The organism is Pseudomonas sp. nanlin1, from assembly GCF_045571515.1.
Taxonomy (GTDB): domain Bacteria; phylum Pseudomonadota; class Gammaproteobacteria; order Pseudomonadales; family Pseudomonadaceae; genus Aquipseudomonas.
In genome coordinates this window covers 2,832,045-2,843,923 of sequence record NZ_CP124218.1, presented here as the reverse complement: position 1 = coordinate 2,843,923, position 11,879 = coordinate 2,832,045, and the positions used below count along the sequence as shown (strand labels likewise).

General features: G+C 61.4%; 13 protein-coding genes and 1 pseudogene. 9 read left to right on the top strand and 5 right to left on the bottom strand.

The window, feature by feature from the left end; all coding sequences use genetic code 11:
• The 4 genes and pseudogenes from QCL65_RS13230 to QCL65_RS13215 all read left to right on the top strand — a co-directional run bounded on the left by QCL65_RS13230 (nucleotide 1) and on the right by QCL65_RS13215 (nucleotide 3,773).
• Nucleotides 1-594: a sarcosine oxidase subunit gamma gene (locus QCL65_RS13230; protein WP_407309287.1), complete on the top strand. Its 594-nt coding sequence runs from the start codon at nucleotides 1-3 to the stop codon at nucleotides 592-594.
• Between the two features lie 55 nt (nucleotides 595-649).
• A pseudogene (locus QCL65_RS13225) lies at nucleotides 650-859 on the top strand (site-specific integrase); the annotation flags it as partial.
• Nucleotides 860-879: 20 nt separating this feature from the next.
• Complete coding sequence (locus QCL65_RS13220; protein ID WP_407309285.1) at nucleotides 880-2,469, top strand: ABC-F family ATPase; 1,590 nt, start codon at nucleotides 880-882, stop codon at nucleotides 2,467-2,469.
• Nucleotides 2,470-2,597: 128 nt separating this feature from the next.
• On the top strand, nucleotides 2,598-3,773 hold the full coding sequence (locus tag QCL65_RS13215) for an MFS transporter (RefSeq protein WP_407309283.1): 1,176 nt from the start codon (nucleotides 2,598-2,600) through the stop codon (nucleotides 3,771-3,773).
• On the opposite strand, the gene QCL65_RS13210 is transcribed toward QCL65_RS13215, so the two are convergent.
• Both QCL65_RS13210 and QCL65_RS13205 read right to left on the bottom strand, forming a co-directional pair.
• Nucleotides 3,774-4,811, bottom strand: a complete 1,038-nt coding sequence (locus tag QCL65_RS13210; RefSeq protein WP_407309281.1) for an alpha/beta hydrolase family protein — start codon at nucleotides 4,809-4,811, stop codon at nucleotides 3,774-3,776.
• A gap of 222 nt (nucleotides 4,812-5,033) precedes the next feature.
• A complete protein-coding gene (locus QCL65_RS13205; RefSeq protein ID WP_407309279.1) occupies nucleotides 5,034-5,597 on the bottom strand; it encodes an FMN-dependent NADH-azoreductase in 564 nt (187 codons plus the stop codon).
• 126 nt (nucleotides 5,598-5,723) lie between these two features.
• Between QCL65_RS13205 and QCL65_RS13200 the strand changes: the two genes are divergently transcribed.
• Nucleotides 5,724-6,632, top strand: a complete 909-nt coding sequence (locus tag QCL65_RS13200) for a LysR substrate-binding domain-containing protein (protein ID WP_407309277.1) — start codon at nucleotides 5,724-5,726, stop codon at nucleotides 6,630-6,632.
• Nucleotides 6,633-6,641: 9 nt separating this feature from the next.
• Here the strand turns inward: QCL65_RS13200 and QCL65_RS13195 are convergent, their stop codons facing one another.
• Together QCL65_RS13195 and QCL65_RS13190 are read right to left on the bottom strand one after the other, a co-directional pair.
• A complete protein-coding gene (locus QCL65_RS13195) occupies nucleotides 6,642-7,070 on the bottom strand; it encodes a DUF1294 domain-containing protein (RefSeq protein WP_407309275.1) in 429 nt (142 codons plus the stop codon).
• Nucleotides 7,057-7,887, bottom strand: coding sequence for an undecaprenyl-diphosphate phosphatase (locus tag QCL65_RS13190; protein WP_407309273.1), 831 nt, complete (start codon nucleotides 7,885-7,887; stop codon nucleotides 7,057-7,059). Before QCL65_RS13190 ends, QCL65_RS13195 begins: the two co-directional genes overlap by 14 nt.
• Before the next feature lie 201 nt (nucleotides 7,888-8,088).
• Between QCL65_RS13190 and pnuC the strand changes: the two genes are divergently transcribed.
• Nucleotides 8,089-8,652 (top strand): nicotinamide riboside transporter PnuC, encoded by a 564-nt coding sequence (gene pnuC, locus QCL65_RS13185; RefSeq protein WP_407309271.1) that lies wholly within the window; start codon nucleotides 8,089-8,091, stop codon nucleotides 8,650-8,652.
• Complete coding sequence (locus tag QCL65_RS13180) at nucleotides 8,649-9,173, top strand: AAA family ATPase (protein WP_407309269.1); 525 nt, start codon at nucleotides 8,649-8,651, stop codon at nucleotides 9,171-9,173. The genes pnuC and QCL65_RS13180 overlap by 4 nt, the downstream gene beginning before the upstream one ends.
• 3 nt (nucleotides 9,174-9,176) lie before the next feature.
• Here the strand turns inward: QCL65_RS13180 and QCL65_RS13175 are convergent, their stop codons facing one another.
• Nucleotides 9,177-10,502 carry a sigma 54-interacting transcriptional regulator gene (locus tag QCL65_RS13175; RefSeq protein ID WP_407309267.1) on the bottom strand — a complete coding sequence of 442 codons (1,326 nt, stop codon included), beginning with the start codon at nucleotides 10,500-10,502 and terminating at the stop codon, nucleotides 9,177-9,179.
• 319 nt (nucleotides 10,503-10,821) lie between these two features.
• On the opposite strand from QCL65_RS13175, the gene QCL65_RS13170 reads away from it, so the two are divergent.
• Both QCL65_RS13170 and QCL65_RS13165 read left to right on the top strand, forming a co-directional pair.
• Entirely contained in the window at nucleotides 10,822-11,088 is a 267-nt protein-coding gene (locus QCL65_RS13170; RefSeq protein WP_407309264.1) for a hypothetical protein, read from the top strand.
• A 71-nt stretch (nucleotides 11,089-11,159) separates the two neighbouring features.
• Nucleotides 11,160-11,837, top strand: coding sequence for a YetF domain-containing protein (locus QCL65_RS13165; protein WP_407309262.1), 678 nt, complete (start codon nucleotides 11,160-11,162; stop codon nucleotides 11,835-11,837).
• The last annotated feature ends 42 nt before the right edge of the window (nucleotides 11,838-11,879 follow it).

Here is an 11,879-nt window from a genome sequence, read left to right as displayed (position 1 = left end):
ATGTCCAGCCTAACTATGCAGGGCTCTAGTCCAACCGCAGCGCAGCCAGGGTGCACGCTGGTCGACCTGAGCGAGCTCCCCAGGGTCGGCTTTCGCGGCGTGGACGCTAGTGCTTATCTGTTGGCACGGGGCTTCGTGCTGCCGGACGCACCTAATCGGGCCGTCACACAGGCTGACGGCTGCCATGTCGCGCGCCTGTCGCAGACGGAGTACCTGATCCTCGGCAGCCTGGTCGATGGCGGCGAGCGCATCGCCGCCGAGGAGGCGCGCTGGGCAATGGACCACAGCGCGAACTACCTCCTGCCACGGCAAGACAGCCATGCCTGGTTGCAACTGCGCGGCAACCCAATCGCTGAAGTGATGGCCAAACTCTGTGGGGTGGATCTGCGGGCCCAGGCGTTCCCCGTCGGCGCCGTGGCACAGACCTCGGCGGCACGCATCAACGTGATCGTGATCAATCTGGGCTCGACATCGACACCGACATTCCAGGTGCTCTGTGACCGTGCATCCCTAGCCTATTTCATGGGGGCGATGCTCGATGCCATGGGGGAGTTCGCTGGCACGCTGCTCGGGATCGATGCATCAAGGGCTTAGCCGCCGTTGACCGCTTGAGCGGTGCAAATCGGCCAAGGGGCGTGTTGAGCCTACAAGGAGGCCATATAACTGCAGTGATACGTATGCGACAATGGGCGCAATGTCTGGTCTCAACCCGCATTTTATCGCCCAACCGCTCGGGCACAGCGTGCAGATGCTCTTGATGAGCGTCTGCACGCTGGATCAACTCGGCCAATGATTAGCCACAGCTCAAAAGCTCGATGTTGCTCCGAAGTGGGTCCGCAGTCGCGACGATGCCTCATAAGTTATTGATAGGTAAGCCCTTTGATCTCCACCGCTAACATCACCATGCAATTCGGCGCCAAGCCGCTGTTCGAGAACGTCTCGGTCAAATTCGGTGCCGGCAACCGCTACGGCCTGATCGGCGCCAACGGTTGCGGCAAATCGACGTTCATGAAAATTCTCGGCGGCGACCTCGAGCCTTCCAGCGGTCAAGTGATGCTCGAGCCGAACGTGCGCTTGGGTAAATTGCGCCAGGACCAATTCGCCTACGAAGAATTCAGCGTAATCGACACGGTCATCATGGGCCACGAAGAGCTTTGGAAGGTCAAAGCCGAACGCGATCGTATCTACTCCCTGCCGGAGATGACCGAAGCCGATGGCATGGCGGTGGCCGAGCTGGAAACCGAGTTCGCCGAAATGGACGGCTATACCGCCGAATCCCGTGCCGGTGAACTGTTGCTGGGCCTGGGGATCGGCATCGAGCAGCATTTTGGCCCGATGAGCGAAGTCTCCCCTGGCTGGAAGCTGCGCGTGTTGTTGGCCCAGGCGTTGTTCTCCGACCCTGAAGTGCTGCTGCTCGATGAACCGACCAACCACCTGGACATCAACACCATTCGCTGGCTGGAAAACATCCTGACCCAGCGTTCCAGCCTGATGATCATCATTTCCCACGATCGGCACTTCCTCAACAGCGTGTGCACCCACATGGCCGACCTGGACTACGGTGAGTTGCGCCTGTTCCCAGGCAACTACGACGAATACATGACCGTGGCGACCCAGTCCCGCGAGCAGTTGCTGTCGGACAACGCCAAGAAAAAAGCACAGATTTCCGAGCTGCAATCGTTCGTCAGCCGCTTTTCGGCCAACGCCTCGAAGGCTAAACAGGCCACGTCCCGGGCCAAGCAGATCGACAAAATCCAGCTGGCCGAAGTCAAACCGTCCAGCCGCGTCAGCCCGTTCATTCGCTTCGAACAAACCAAAAAGCTGCACCGCCAGGCGGTGATCGTCGAGCGTATGGCCAAAGGTTTCGACGGCAAGGCCTTGTTCAAAGACTTCAGCTTCACTGTCGAAGCTGGCGAGCGCGTGGCGATCATTGGCCCCAACGGCATTGGCAAGACGACCCTGCTGCGCACCCTGGTCAATGAACTGACCCCTGATGCCGGTAGCGTCAAGTGGACCGATGCGGCAGAACTGGGCTACTACGCCCAGGACCATGCCCACGACTTCGAAGACGACTGCACGCTGTTCGACTGGATGGGCCAGTGGACCCAGGGTGGCGAGCAACTGGTACGCGGCACCTTGGGCCGCATGCTGTTCTCCAACGACGAGATCCTCAAGTCGGTCAAAGTGATCTCCGGGGGTGAGCAAGGCCGCATGCTGTTCGGCAAGCTGATCCTGCAAAAGCCTAACGTGCTGGTCATGGACGAGCCCACCAACCACTTGGACATGGAGTCCATCGAGGCGCTCAACCTGGCCCTGGAGAACTACCCTGGCACGTTGATTTTCGTCAGCCACGACCGCGAGTTCGTGTCTTCGCTGGCTACTCGCATCATCGAATTGAGCCCCAGCGGCGTGATCGACTTCAGCGGCACCTACGATGACTACCTGCGCAGCCAGGGCGTGACGTTCTAAACCACTTGGGCAATTGATTGGGGGGCCAAGCCCCCCGATTTGTCAGCTTTTTTACATAGCAAGCTTTCAATTACTCCCTGCCTCTACCATCATGGCTGCTCTCCTACCGCCCGCCAGCGACCGAGCCCATGACTGCCCGTGCCCCGACCAGCCTGTCGATCAACCTGCAAATCATCAGCATCGTCTTCTACACCTTCATCGCGTTTATCAGCATCGGCCTGCCGATTGCCGTGCTACCTGGCTATGTCCACGACCAACTGGGCTTCAGCGCCGTGGTGGCGGGCCTGACCATCGCCTCGCAGTACTTGGCCACCCTGCTCAGCCGCCCACTGGCCGGACGCATGGCCGATGGCTTGGGCACCAAACGCACCATCATCGTCGGCCTTAGCGGCATTGCCGTCAGCGGTGCGCTCACCCTGCTCTCGACCTTGCTGCAGAGCAGCCCTGACGCCAGCCTCGCGGTACTGATCGGCGCGCGCCTGCTGCTGGGGGCGGCCCAGGGGCTGGTGGGCGTGGGCACCATCAGTTGGGGCATCGGCCAGTTGGGCAGTGAACACACGGCGCGGGTGATTTCCTGGAACGGGATCGCCTCTTACGGGGCGATTGCCATTAGTGCGCCCCTGGGCGTAGTGATGGTGGGCTCCAGCGGTTTCTGGACCTTGGGCGTCGCGTTGATGGCCCTGGCCGGATTGGCGCTGTTGCTGATCCGCGATAAACCCTCGGTGCCGGTCCTGCGCGGCGAGCGCATGCCCTTCTGGGCGGCGTTCGGCCGCGTGGCGCCGTTTGGGCTAAGCCTGACCCTGGCGTCCATCGGCTATGGCACGCTGACCACTTTCATTACCCTGTATTACCTCGACCGCGGCTGGCAGGGGGCCGCGTACTGCCTAAGCGCGTTCGGGGCCAGTTTTATCCTGGCGCGGCTGCTGTTCATCAACAGCGTCAGCCGCCTGGGTGGTTTCACCGTGGCGTTGGCCTGCATGGGTGTGGAAATCCTCGGGATGATCCTGCTGTGGCTTGCGCCCAATACCGTCACGGCGCTGCTGGGGGCCAGTTTGGCCGGTGTCGGCCTATCGTTGGTGTACCCGGCGCTGGCGGTGGTCGCGATTCGCACGGTACCGAGCAGCAGCCGCGGCGCTGGCCTCAGTGCATTCGCGGTATTTTTCGATCTGTCCTTGGCGTTGGCTGGCCCGCTAATGGGTGCCATTGCCCTGAACCTGGGCTATCGCTGGATTTTCTTCTGCGCGGCGTGGCTGGCGCTAGCCGGGCTGGGCCTGACCGGGTGGCTCAAGCGCCGCCATGGCTGATCATTGATCGGCGGTTTGCAGGCCTGCTCGGCTGGGCTGGCCCAGGGCGTTGGCAAAAAAGTGCTGAGCTTCACTGACCAGGCTGCGGTGGATGCCTTGGCGGTCGACGCCTTCGGCATCGGTGCACAAAGCCGGCATGCTCGCCTGCTGCTCGGCACTGCACGGCGCCATGAAGACAAAGTGCCCGGCCCCGGCCAGCACGCGATAATCGGCAGGGATCGGCAACTTACGCGCCAACGCCGCAGCGTTTTTATCGTTTGCCACCAATTGGTCATGGTCGCCGCTGTAGATCAGGGTGGGCACATGCACATCGGCCAAAGTGTGCCGGCCGAACATCAAGCCCAGGGGCGCCATTAGCAGCAAGGCGCGCACCCGTGGGTCGGCTTCGGGCATCAGGTCGTCGCGGTCAGCGACCAATTCGCCACCGCGTTGGCACGCATCGGCGTCGCCTGGACGCTCTTGGCAGTACTGGCGCAAGCGCTGCAGGTCCGGCTGTGCCCCCGACAGGATCAAAGCGGTTTCGCCCCCGGCCGAATAGCCGATCACCCCGACCTGATCACGGTTGACGAACGGCGACAGCATGGGGTCTGCCAGCGCGGCGGTGATGGCTTCGGATATTTGCAGCGGTCGCCCGTATAAATTGCTCAGGGTGCCCAATCGGCTGTGATCCTGGGCGTTGTCGCCGGGGTGCGTCACGGCCACCACCACGAAGCCTTTGCGGGTCAGCGCGGTGATCAGATCATGCAGGGCCAGGGGCGTGCCGGTATTGCCATGGGACAGCAGCAGCATAGGGAAGCGGCCGATGGCAATTTTGGCGTCCTCGCCGGCGGCGACGTTGTAACCCTCCAACGCAGTGACGTGCCGGGGGTCAGTGGAGGGATAGAACGCTAGGGCGTGCATCGGCTGCTGGTCCAGCGGGTCCAGAAAGGTCAGGCGATGGAAGCCTGCGCTCCATTTTGGTTGCAAGTCAGCTTCGGCGTGCACCGAAAGAAAGCCTGCTAATAAACACAACAACAGCCCTGCACTGTGTCGCCCCATGGTCGCGCCCACCTTTTCCTTTGGCCTGAACCTGCTGCCCGAGCGGGATACCCGCAATACCTGGCCCCTATAAAGAATGACTGCCCCCAGGGCTGATAGTTAGCCAGCTCAGGAAAATTCATTTAAGGGCAATATCGCTTGGCCCTCGCATAAAGCGGGCCACAAAACGAAAAACACCCCCAAGGTTCAAGCCCTTGGGGGTGTTGTATGGCTATTCTACGCTTAGGCGCCGGCGAACAGGCGCTCGGTGATGCTGTCTTGTGCTTCTTGCATACCCTTGGCGTGCATTTCCGGGCCGTAAGCCAGGCCATGGGCGCGGACGAACTGGATGTCGGTAATACCGAGAAAGCCGAACATCACCTTGAGAAACTCTTCATGGCCAACCCCGGTAGGTTCGCCCACATGCAGGCCACCGCTGGTGGACACCACAATCACCTTTTTGCCCCCGCACAGCCCTTCAGCACCGGCTTCGGTGTAGCGAAAGGTCTTGCCGGCGACCGCGATGCGGTCAATCCAGGCCTTCAGTTGGCTGGGGATCGAAAAGTTATACATCGGCGCGCCGATCACCAAGGCGTCAGCGGCGAGGAACTCTTCCAAGGTGCCGCTGGTGGCGGCGCCGGGCAGGTTGGCTGCGCTGAAGTGCTCGATGGCTTCGCCGGCGAGGTCGTGGTAAGTCACTTCCACGGCAGGGTTGGCAGCCTTCCATGCGCTCACCACGGCTGCGGTGAGTTGGCGCGAGGCAGAATTGTCGCCCAGGATGCTTGAGTCGATGTGCAGTAGTTTCATTGAGCTCTCCTCTAAAGGCCGGTAGCGGATACGGCGTAATGGAATGAGTGTATCGGATAGGCCAATGCATGATTAGACGGCGCAAATGCGTTAGATTGTCCCACTGATAGGACAATGGTGTAGCTTATGCAAGACCTCAACGACCTCTATTATTTTGCCAAGGTCATCGAAGCCGGCGGTTTTGCCGCCGCTGGGCGCCTGCTGGGGGTGCCGAAATCGCGCCTGTCTCGGCGCGTGGCCGAGCTGGAAGAGCGCCTGGGCGCACGCCTGCTGCAGCGCACCACCCGGCAATTGAAACTGACCACGGTGGGCGAGCGTTACCTGCGCCACTGCCAGGCGATGCTGCTGGAGGCCGAGATGGCCGACGAGGTGGTTGCCAGCCTATCCAGCGAACCTCGGGGGCCGCTCAGGGTGTCGTGCCCGGTGACCATGGCCCACGACATGTTGCCGGACATCATCGCCAGTTTTCTCGCGGCTTATCCATTGGTGCAGTTAGACATGGTGCTGCTCAACCGGCGGGTCGACTTGATCACTGAAGGCATAGACGTAGCCTTGCGCGTGCGCGAGCCCTGGGACGAGGACCCGGGGCTGGTGACCCGGCGGCTGGCGCCGGCGCGGGTGGTTTTGGTGGCCAGCCCCGCGCTGCTCGGTGAGCGCAGCATTACCAGCCCCGATGATCTGCTCACGCTACCGGCGCTGGGCGCCCTGGAGCCAGACCGCCTGGTCCACGTACTGTTGAGCGACGCCAGCGGCGCGCGGCGTGAGCTGGTGATGCCAGCGCGGCTAGGGGTCGATGACTTTGTCGTGCGCAAGGCCGCCGCGCAGGCGGGCCTGGGCTTTACATGGTTGCCGTTGATCAACTGCCAGCAGGAATTGCTCGATGGCCGCCTAGTGCAATTATTGCCCGAGTGGTCGACCCCCGGCGGATACGTCCAGGCGGTGTACCCCCATCGGCGCGGCGTGATGCCAGCGGTACGCGCTTGGATCGACCATTTGGTGGGGTCGTTCGAGGCGTTCCACGATGACCTACTTTAGGTACAGAATCTAGAAAGCAGAGCCGCTGAAATAACGCCCATTCAACACCAGGTGGTCGAACCAAAACGCCTGGTGCACCGCGACAATCAACCAGAAGGTCACCTGGAAACTCACCTTACGGGTTTTGTGGCGCAACATCTGCTGCGCGAGCAGTGCCCCAGGCCAACCGCCGCACAGTTCCAGGCCGTGCAAGACCTTCTCCGGCGTACGCTGGCGCGCCTGACGCGCGCGGCGTTTGTCGCTGCCATAAAGGGCGAAGGCCACGGCGCTGGCGACCAGGTAGATCAGCAACGGCGCGGGTGCACTGGCGAACAGCGCCAACTGCACGCAGCCCCACCCTGGCAGTAGACACAGCAGGGCAAAGGCCACCAGCTTGAGTTTCAGGTAACGCGCCTGCCCAGGGCGCGCATCGGCGCTTGAAGGCTTAGCCTTGGACATGGGCCCAGTCGATCCAACCCAACTGCCAGGTGGCCAGAATCACCAAGCCAAACACGATCCGATACCAGGCGAATACCGCGTAGCTGTGGCTGGCAATGAACTTGAGCAGCCCCCGCACGGCGATCATGGCGAAGATAAACGAGACCACAAAGCCAATCGCAAACACCGGAAAATCCGCTGGCTGAAACAGGTGGCGGTACTTGAACCCCGAGTACACCGCCGCGCCCACCATGGTCGGCATGGCCAGGAAGAACGAGAACTCGGTGGCGGCCTTGCGCGACAGGCCGAACAGCAGGCCGCCGATGATGGTCGAGCCGGAGCGCGAAGTGCCGGGGATCATTGCCAGGCACTGCGCCATACCGACTTTCAGGGCGTCGCTCCAGTGCATGTCATCGACTTGCTCGACGCGGATCACGTGGTTGCGTTGCTCGGCCCAGAGCATGATCACCCCGCCCACCACCAGCGCAATCGCCACGGTGATGGGGTTGAACAGGTACTCGTGGATCATGTCGGCGAAAATCACCCCCAACACCACCGCTGGCAAGAACGCGATCAGCAGGTTGATGGTGAAGCGCTGAGCGTTGCGCTGGGTGGGCAAACCGGTGACCACTTCGAGAATCTTTCGGCGAAACTCCCAGACCACCGCCAGAATGGCGCCGAGCTGGATAATGATGTTGAACGCCATGGCCCGTTCGCCACCGAAGTTGATCAAATCGGCAACGATGATCTGGTGGCCGGTGCTGGAAATGGGCAAGAACTCGGTCAAGCCCTCGACAATCCCCAGAATCACCGCCTGAAAGGCGCTCCATACATCCATTACTTCCCCCGAAGTGCCCACATGGGCCCTGAAATAGTTAGCGCGACTGCAGTGTCGCGCGCGGCGGCATGCTACCAGAAGTGGCCATTACAAATCGCGCCCCGCTGGGCGTAAAAACCGCACTGAAAGAAAGTTTCATTCAGCCATGGGCCCCGCGGCGAGGTTACAATGCCCGGCTTTGGGTGTTACCGGGGAACCACCATGTCCATGCTTGAACTGTTCGCCGCGTCCCTGGGTGTGCTCGCGGTGTGGTTGACGACTCGGCAAAACGTCTGGTGCTGGCCCATCGGGCTGGTCATGGTGCTGTTGTACACCTGGATATTTTTCGATATCAAACTCTATTCCGACATGCTCTTGCAGGTGGTCTATGCCGCACTGCAGGTGTATGGCTGGTGGCAATGGACCCGCCCTGGCAGCGCGCGGCCGGCCCGGGCAGTCAGCTGGCTGGCCCCTGGCCCATTGCTGGCGAGCCTGGCCCTGGGGGCGCTCGTTAGCCTCGCACTCGGCGCGGCCATGGCCCACTGGACCGATGCCGCCCAGCCCTGGCTCGACGCCGCGTTAACCGGGTTCAGCCTGGTGGCACAGGTGTGGATGGCGCAGAAGCGCGTGCAGTGCTGGCCGTTGTGGTTAGTGCTGGATGTGATTTTCGTCGGGCTGTTCCTTTATAAAGACCTCTACCTCACCGCCGCCCTCTATGCCCTGTTCACCTTGCTCGCGGTACAGGGCTGGCGAGCCTGGCAGCGTGACCTGGCCGTCGCGCGATGAAAGTGCTGGTGCTGTGCGGGCCGGAATCGACCGGCAAGAGCTGCCTGGCCCAGGCCTTGGCGGCACAGTTCGGCGCCCACGTGGTGCATGAGTACGTGCGTAAGTTCATCGAGCAACAGCAGCGCGACACCTGCCTGGCCGATATACCGGCCATCGCCCGCGGGCAACTGGCTGCCGAGGATAGCGCACGGGCCGCCCTGCCCCGGCTACTGGTGCTCGACACCCATCTATTGAGCAACCACCTGTGGAGTACCACGCTGTTTGGGCAGAGCCCAGCCTGGTTGCTAGAGGCCCTGCAGAGTCGGCACTACGACTTGCACTTACTGCTTTCGCCCCACGGCATGCCCTGGCAGGCCGATGGGCAGCGCTGCCAGCCCCTGCTCGAGGAGCGCGAAGCCTTTTTTAGCGCCAGCGAAAACTGGCTGCGCCAACAGCACCAGCCTTACGCCGTGCTTAGCGGCAGCTGGGAGGCTCGCCTAGCCGAGGCCTTCAAGCAGGTAGAGCACCTGCTTGAAGCGTGAGGCTTAGCGGATCTGGTGCTTGTGCAACAGCCGATAAAAAGTCGGCCGGGAAACCCCCAACACTCTAGCCGCCATGCTCAGGTTGTCGCTATGGCGCACCAGTACATCACTCAAGGCCTGGCGTTCGGCGCGGTGCTTGTAGTCGTCGAGGGTGCCCATGGGGGTTTCTTCTTCCGGCAGGTTGGCCAGGCCTAGGTCAGCGGCATCGATTTGCCGGCCTTCGGCCAAAACCAGCGCGCGGCGTACGCGGTTCGAGAGCTCACGCACGTTGCCTGGCCAATCGTGTTTGCCCATGCTGACCAGCGCTCGCTCACTGAAGGTCCGTGGCCGCCGGCCGCTATCGCTGCTGTAGAGCTGTGCAAAGTGGTTGGCCAGCAGCGGTAGGTCACCGTAGCGCTCACGCAGGGGCACACTGGTCACCTCCAAGACATTGAGGCGGTAGAACAGGTCTTCGCGAAAACGCCCCTGGGCCACGGCGGCCTCAAGATCGACATCGGTGGCGGCCAACACCCTGACATCCAGGGGAATGGCGCGATCGCTGCCACTGCGCTCGATCTGCTTGCCCTGCAAAAAACGCAGCAGGCTGGCTTGCACGGTGAGTGGCAGCGCGGCGATCTCTTCAAGAAACAGCGTGCCGCCATGGGCCGCTTCCAGCCGACCGACCTTAGGGTGAAGCGCACCGGGAAAGGCACCTTGTTCATGGCCAAACAGTTCCGACTGGATCAGGTGATCGGCCACCGCGCCGCAATTGAGTGAGATAAACGGCCCGGCATGGCGCAACGACTGGCGATGCAGAGTGCGCGCGACCAACTCTTTACCCGTACCGTTTTCACCGCGGATCAGTACCGGCGACTCAGTAGGCGCCAGCTTACCCAGCAATTTGACCAGCTCCCGGACGGGTCGGCTATCGCCCAGCAGGTGGTGATGCGGCGCGTCGTCCTGGCCAGTTGCGGGGCGCGGCGGGTGTTTAACGCCCAGGGCCCGGCCTAGCGCCAGCTGCATGCGCGGCATGTCGAGCGGTAGGGTGTGGAAATCGAAGAACCATTGGCTGACGAAGTCATCGACGTTTTTCTGACGCAGCACCTCGGGGGTGAGCACGGCAATCCATTCGATATCACTGCGACTGATCAAACCCTTGAGGCTTTCCGGGTTTTCCAGGTGTTCAGGTTGTAAGCGCAACAAACCTACGTCGCCAGACCGTGCCGAGGCGCTGTCAAAATTGCAGCTGTCCACGTCCCAGCCCACTCTGCGCAGGGCTGGCAGCAAGTCGTGGCAGTGATCACAGGGATCGACCATCAATAAGCGACGGTTGGGTACGACTTCGAGCATGATCAATCCTTGGCGTCAAAAATAGTAAAAAGGCCGGATAAACAGAGGCTTGGAACGCCTGTTGCTTACAGTAGCAATTAAATTGACACTAATCTTTAACCGTTTGTCAGGGATATGCCTAAACCCCTGGTAAACCTGGGAATTATTCTTTTTCGAGGCTTTCTGATACCCGGGCCTGTAACGCCAACCGCCAGGCTGCGAAGATTATTTGCGCGGCGCTGTGACTTGGTGGCGGTCTTCAGGCATCAGTACTGATAACCGCCCTGCCACTTCTGGCCACGGCGAATATTTGTTTGGGCTCACAGAGAGAACGACCCCCATGAACGCGCCGCTGCGTGTCAATGAAGCACTTCTGATTGCAGGCCATGCTTTCAAACCTTTCCAATGCGTCGCCTGGGAAGTGTTGAATGGCAATGGTGAACTCACCCTTTCAGTGTTGGACCGCACCAGCACGCGCATTGGCAGTGAGCAGATCCCATGCGGGATCTACAGCGACCCCGCGCAACTGAGCCATGTCATCGAAACCGTCAGGGCCAAACTGAGCCAGGACGGCTACCAGCTTCAGCCCTGGGCCATGCCAGCCTGACGGAACCCCGTGGCCTGCGCGGTGCCCAAGGGGGCGTTGGTCTCCACCCCCTTACCTGAGCAGGCCTGTGCATGACCCCTTTCGATTGGCAGCGAATGCTGTTAAATGACGTCTCCCTGGGCTTTTTAGGGGAAGTCGCGGCTCGCACAGTGCTGGCCTACAGCGTTGTGTTTATCTTTCTGAAAATCGCCGGTCGCCGGGGCGTGCGCCAGTTGTCATTGTTCGAACTGGTGGTGATCCTCACCTTGGGTTCGGCGGCCGGCGACGTCACCTTCTACGACGATGTGCCCATTCTGCCGGTGCTGATGGTGTTTCTCGCCATGATCAGCCTGTATCGCCTGACGACCTTCCTCACTGAGCGCAGCACGCGCTTTGGCGAATGGCTGGAGGGCAAACCGGCGTTGATCATTCGCGATGGCCGCTTCGAAATCGAAACCCTGGAAAAAAACAACATTACCCACGCCGAATTTTTGATGGAGCTGCGCCTGCGTGGCGTCGAACATTTGGGCCAGGTGCGCCTGGGCATTCTGGAGGTCAACGGCGACGTCAGCCTATACTTCTTCGACCGCGAGCAGGTCAAGCCAGGGCTGTCGATCTTGCCCGCCGAGTGCCGCACGCCTGCCAGCATCGGGGTGTACGCCTGCGAGCGCTGCGGGGCGTTGCAACGCTCGGCCGCTGCACCAGACCACGACTGCCCGCGCTGCGCCCATGGCGTGTGGAGCCCGGCACTGGATACCCCGCGCCAATAGGGGGAAAAAAGATCGGGGGCAAGCCCCCTACTACAGCATGGT

Coding starts and splice junctions, on each gene's coding strand:
- QCL65_RS13170 (WP_407309264.1), top strand. CDS start 10,822: ATGAACGCGCCGCTGCGTGTCAATGAAGCACTTCTGATTGCAGGCCAT.
- QCL65_RS13165 (WP_407309262.1), top strand. CDS start 11,160: ATGACCCCTTTCGATTGGCAGCGAATGCTGTTAAATGACGTCTCCCTG.
- QCL65_RS13230 (WP_407309287.1), top strand. CDS start 1: ATGTCCAGCCTAACTATGCAGGGCTCTAGTCCAACCGCAGCGCAGCCA.
- QCL65_RS13175 (WP_407309267.1), bottom strand. CDS start 10,502: ATGCTCGAAGTCGTACCCAACCGTCGCTTATTGATGGTCGATCCCTGT.
- QCL65_RS13210 (WP_407309281.1), bottom strand. CDS start 4,811: ATGGGGCGACACAGTGCAGGGCTGTTGTTGTGTTTATTAGCAGGCTTT.
- QCL65_RS13195 (WP_407309275.1), bottom strand. CDS start 7,070: ATGTCCAAGGCTAAGCCTTCAAGCGCCGATGCGCGCCCTGGGCAGGCG.
- QCL65_RS13190 (WP_407309273.1), bottom strand. CDS start 7,887: ATGGATGTATGGAGCGCCTTTCAGGCGGTGATTCTGGGGATTGTCGAG.
- QCL65_RS13205 (WP_407309279.1), bottom strand. CDS start 5,597: ATGAAACTACTGCACATCGACTCAAGCATCCTGGGCGACAATTCTGCC.
- QCL65_RS13215 (WP_407309283.1), top strand. CDS start 2,598: ATGACTGCCCGTGCCCCGACCAGCCTGTCGATCAACCTGCAAATCATC.
- QCL65_RS13200 (WP_407309277.1), top strand. CDS start 5,724: ATGCAAGACCTCAACGACCTCTATTATTTTGCCAAGGTCATCGAAGCC.
- QCL65_RS13180 (WP_407309269.1), top strand. CDS start 8,649: ATGAAAGTGCTGGTGCTGTGCGGGCCGGAATCGACCGGCAAGAGCTGC.
- pnuC (WP_407309271.1), top strand. CDS start 8,089: ATGTCCATGCTTGAACTGTTCGCCGCGTCCCTGGGTGTGCTCGCGGTG.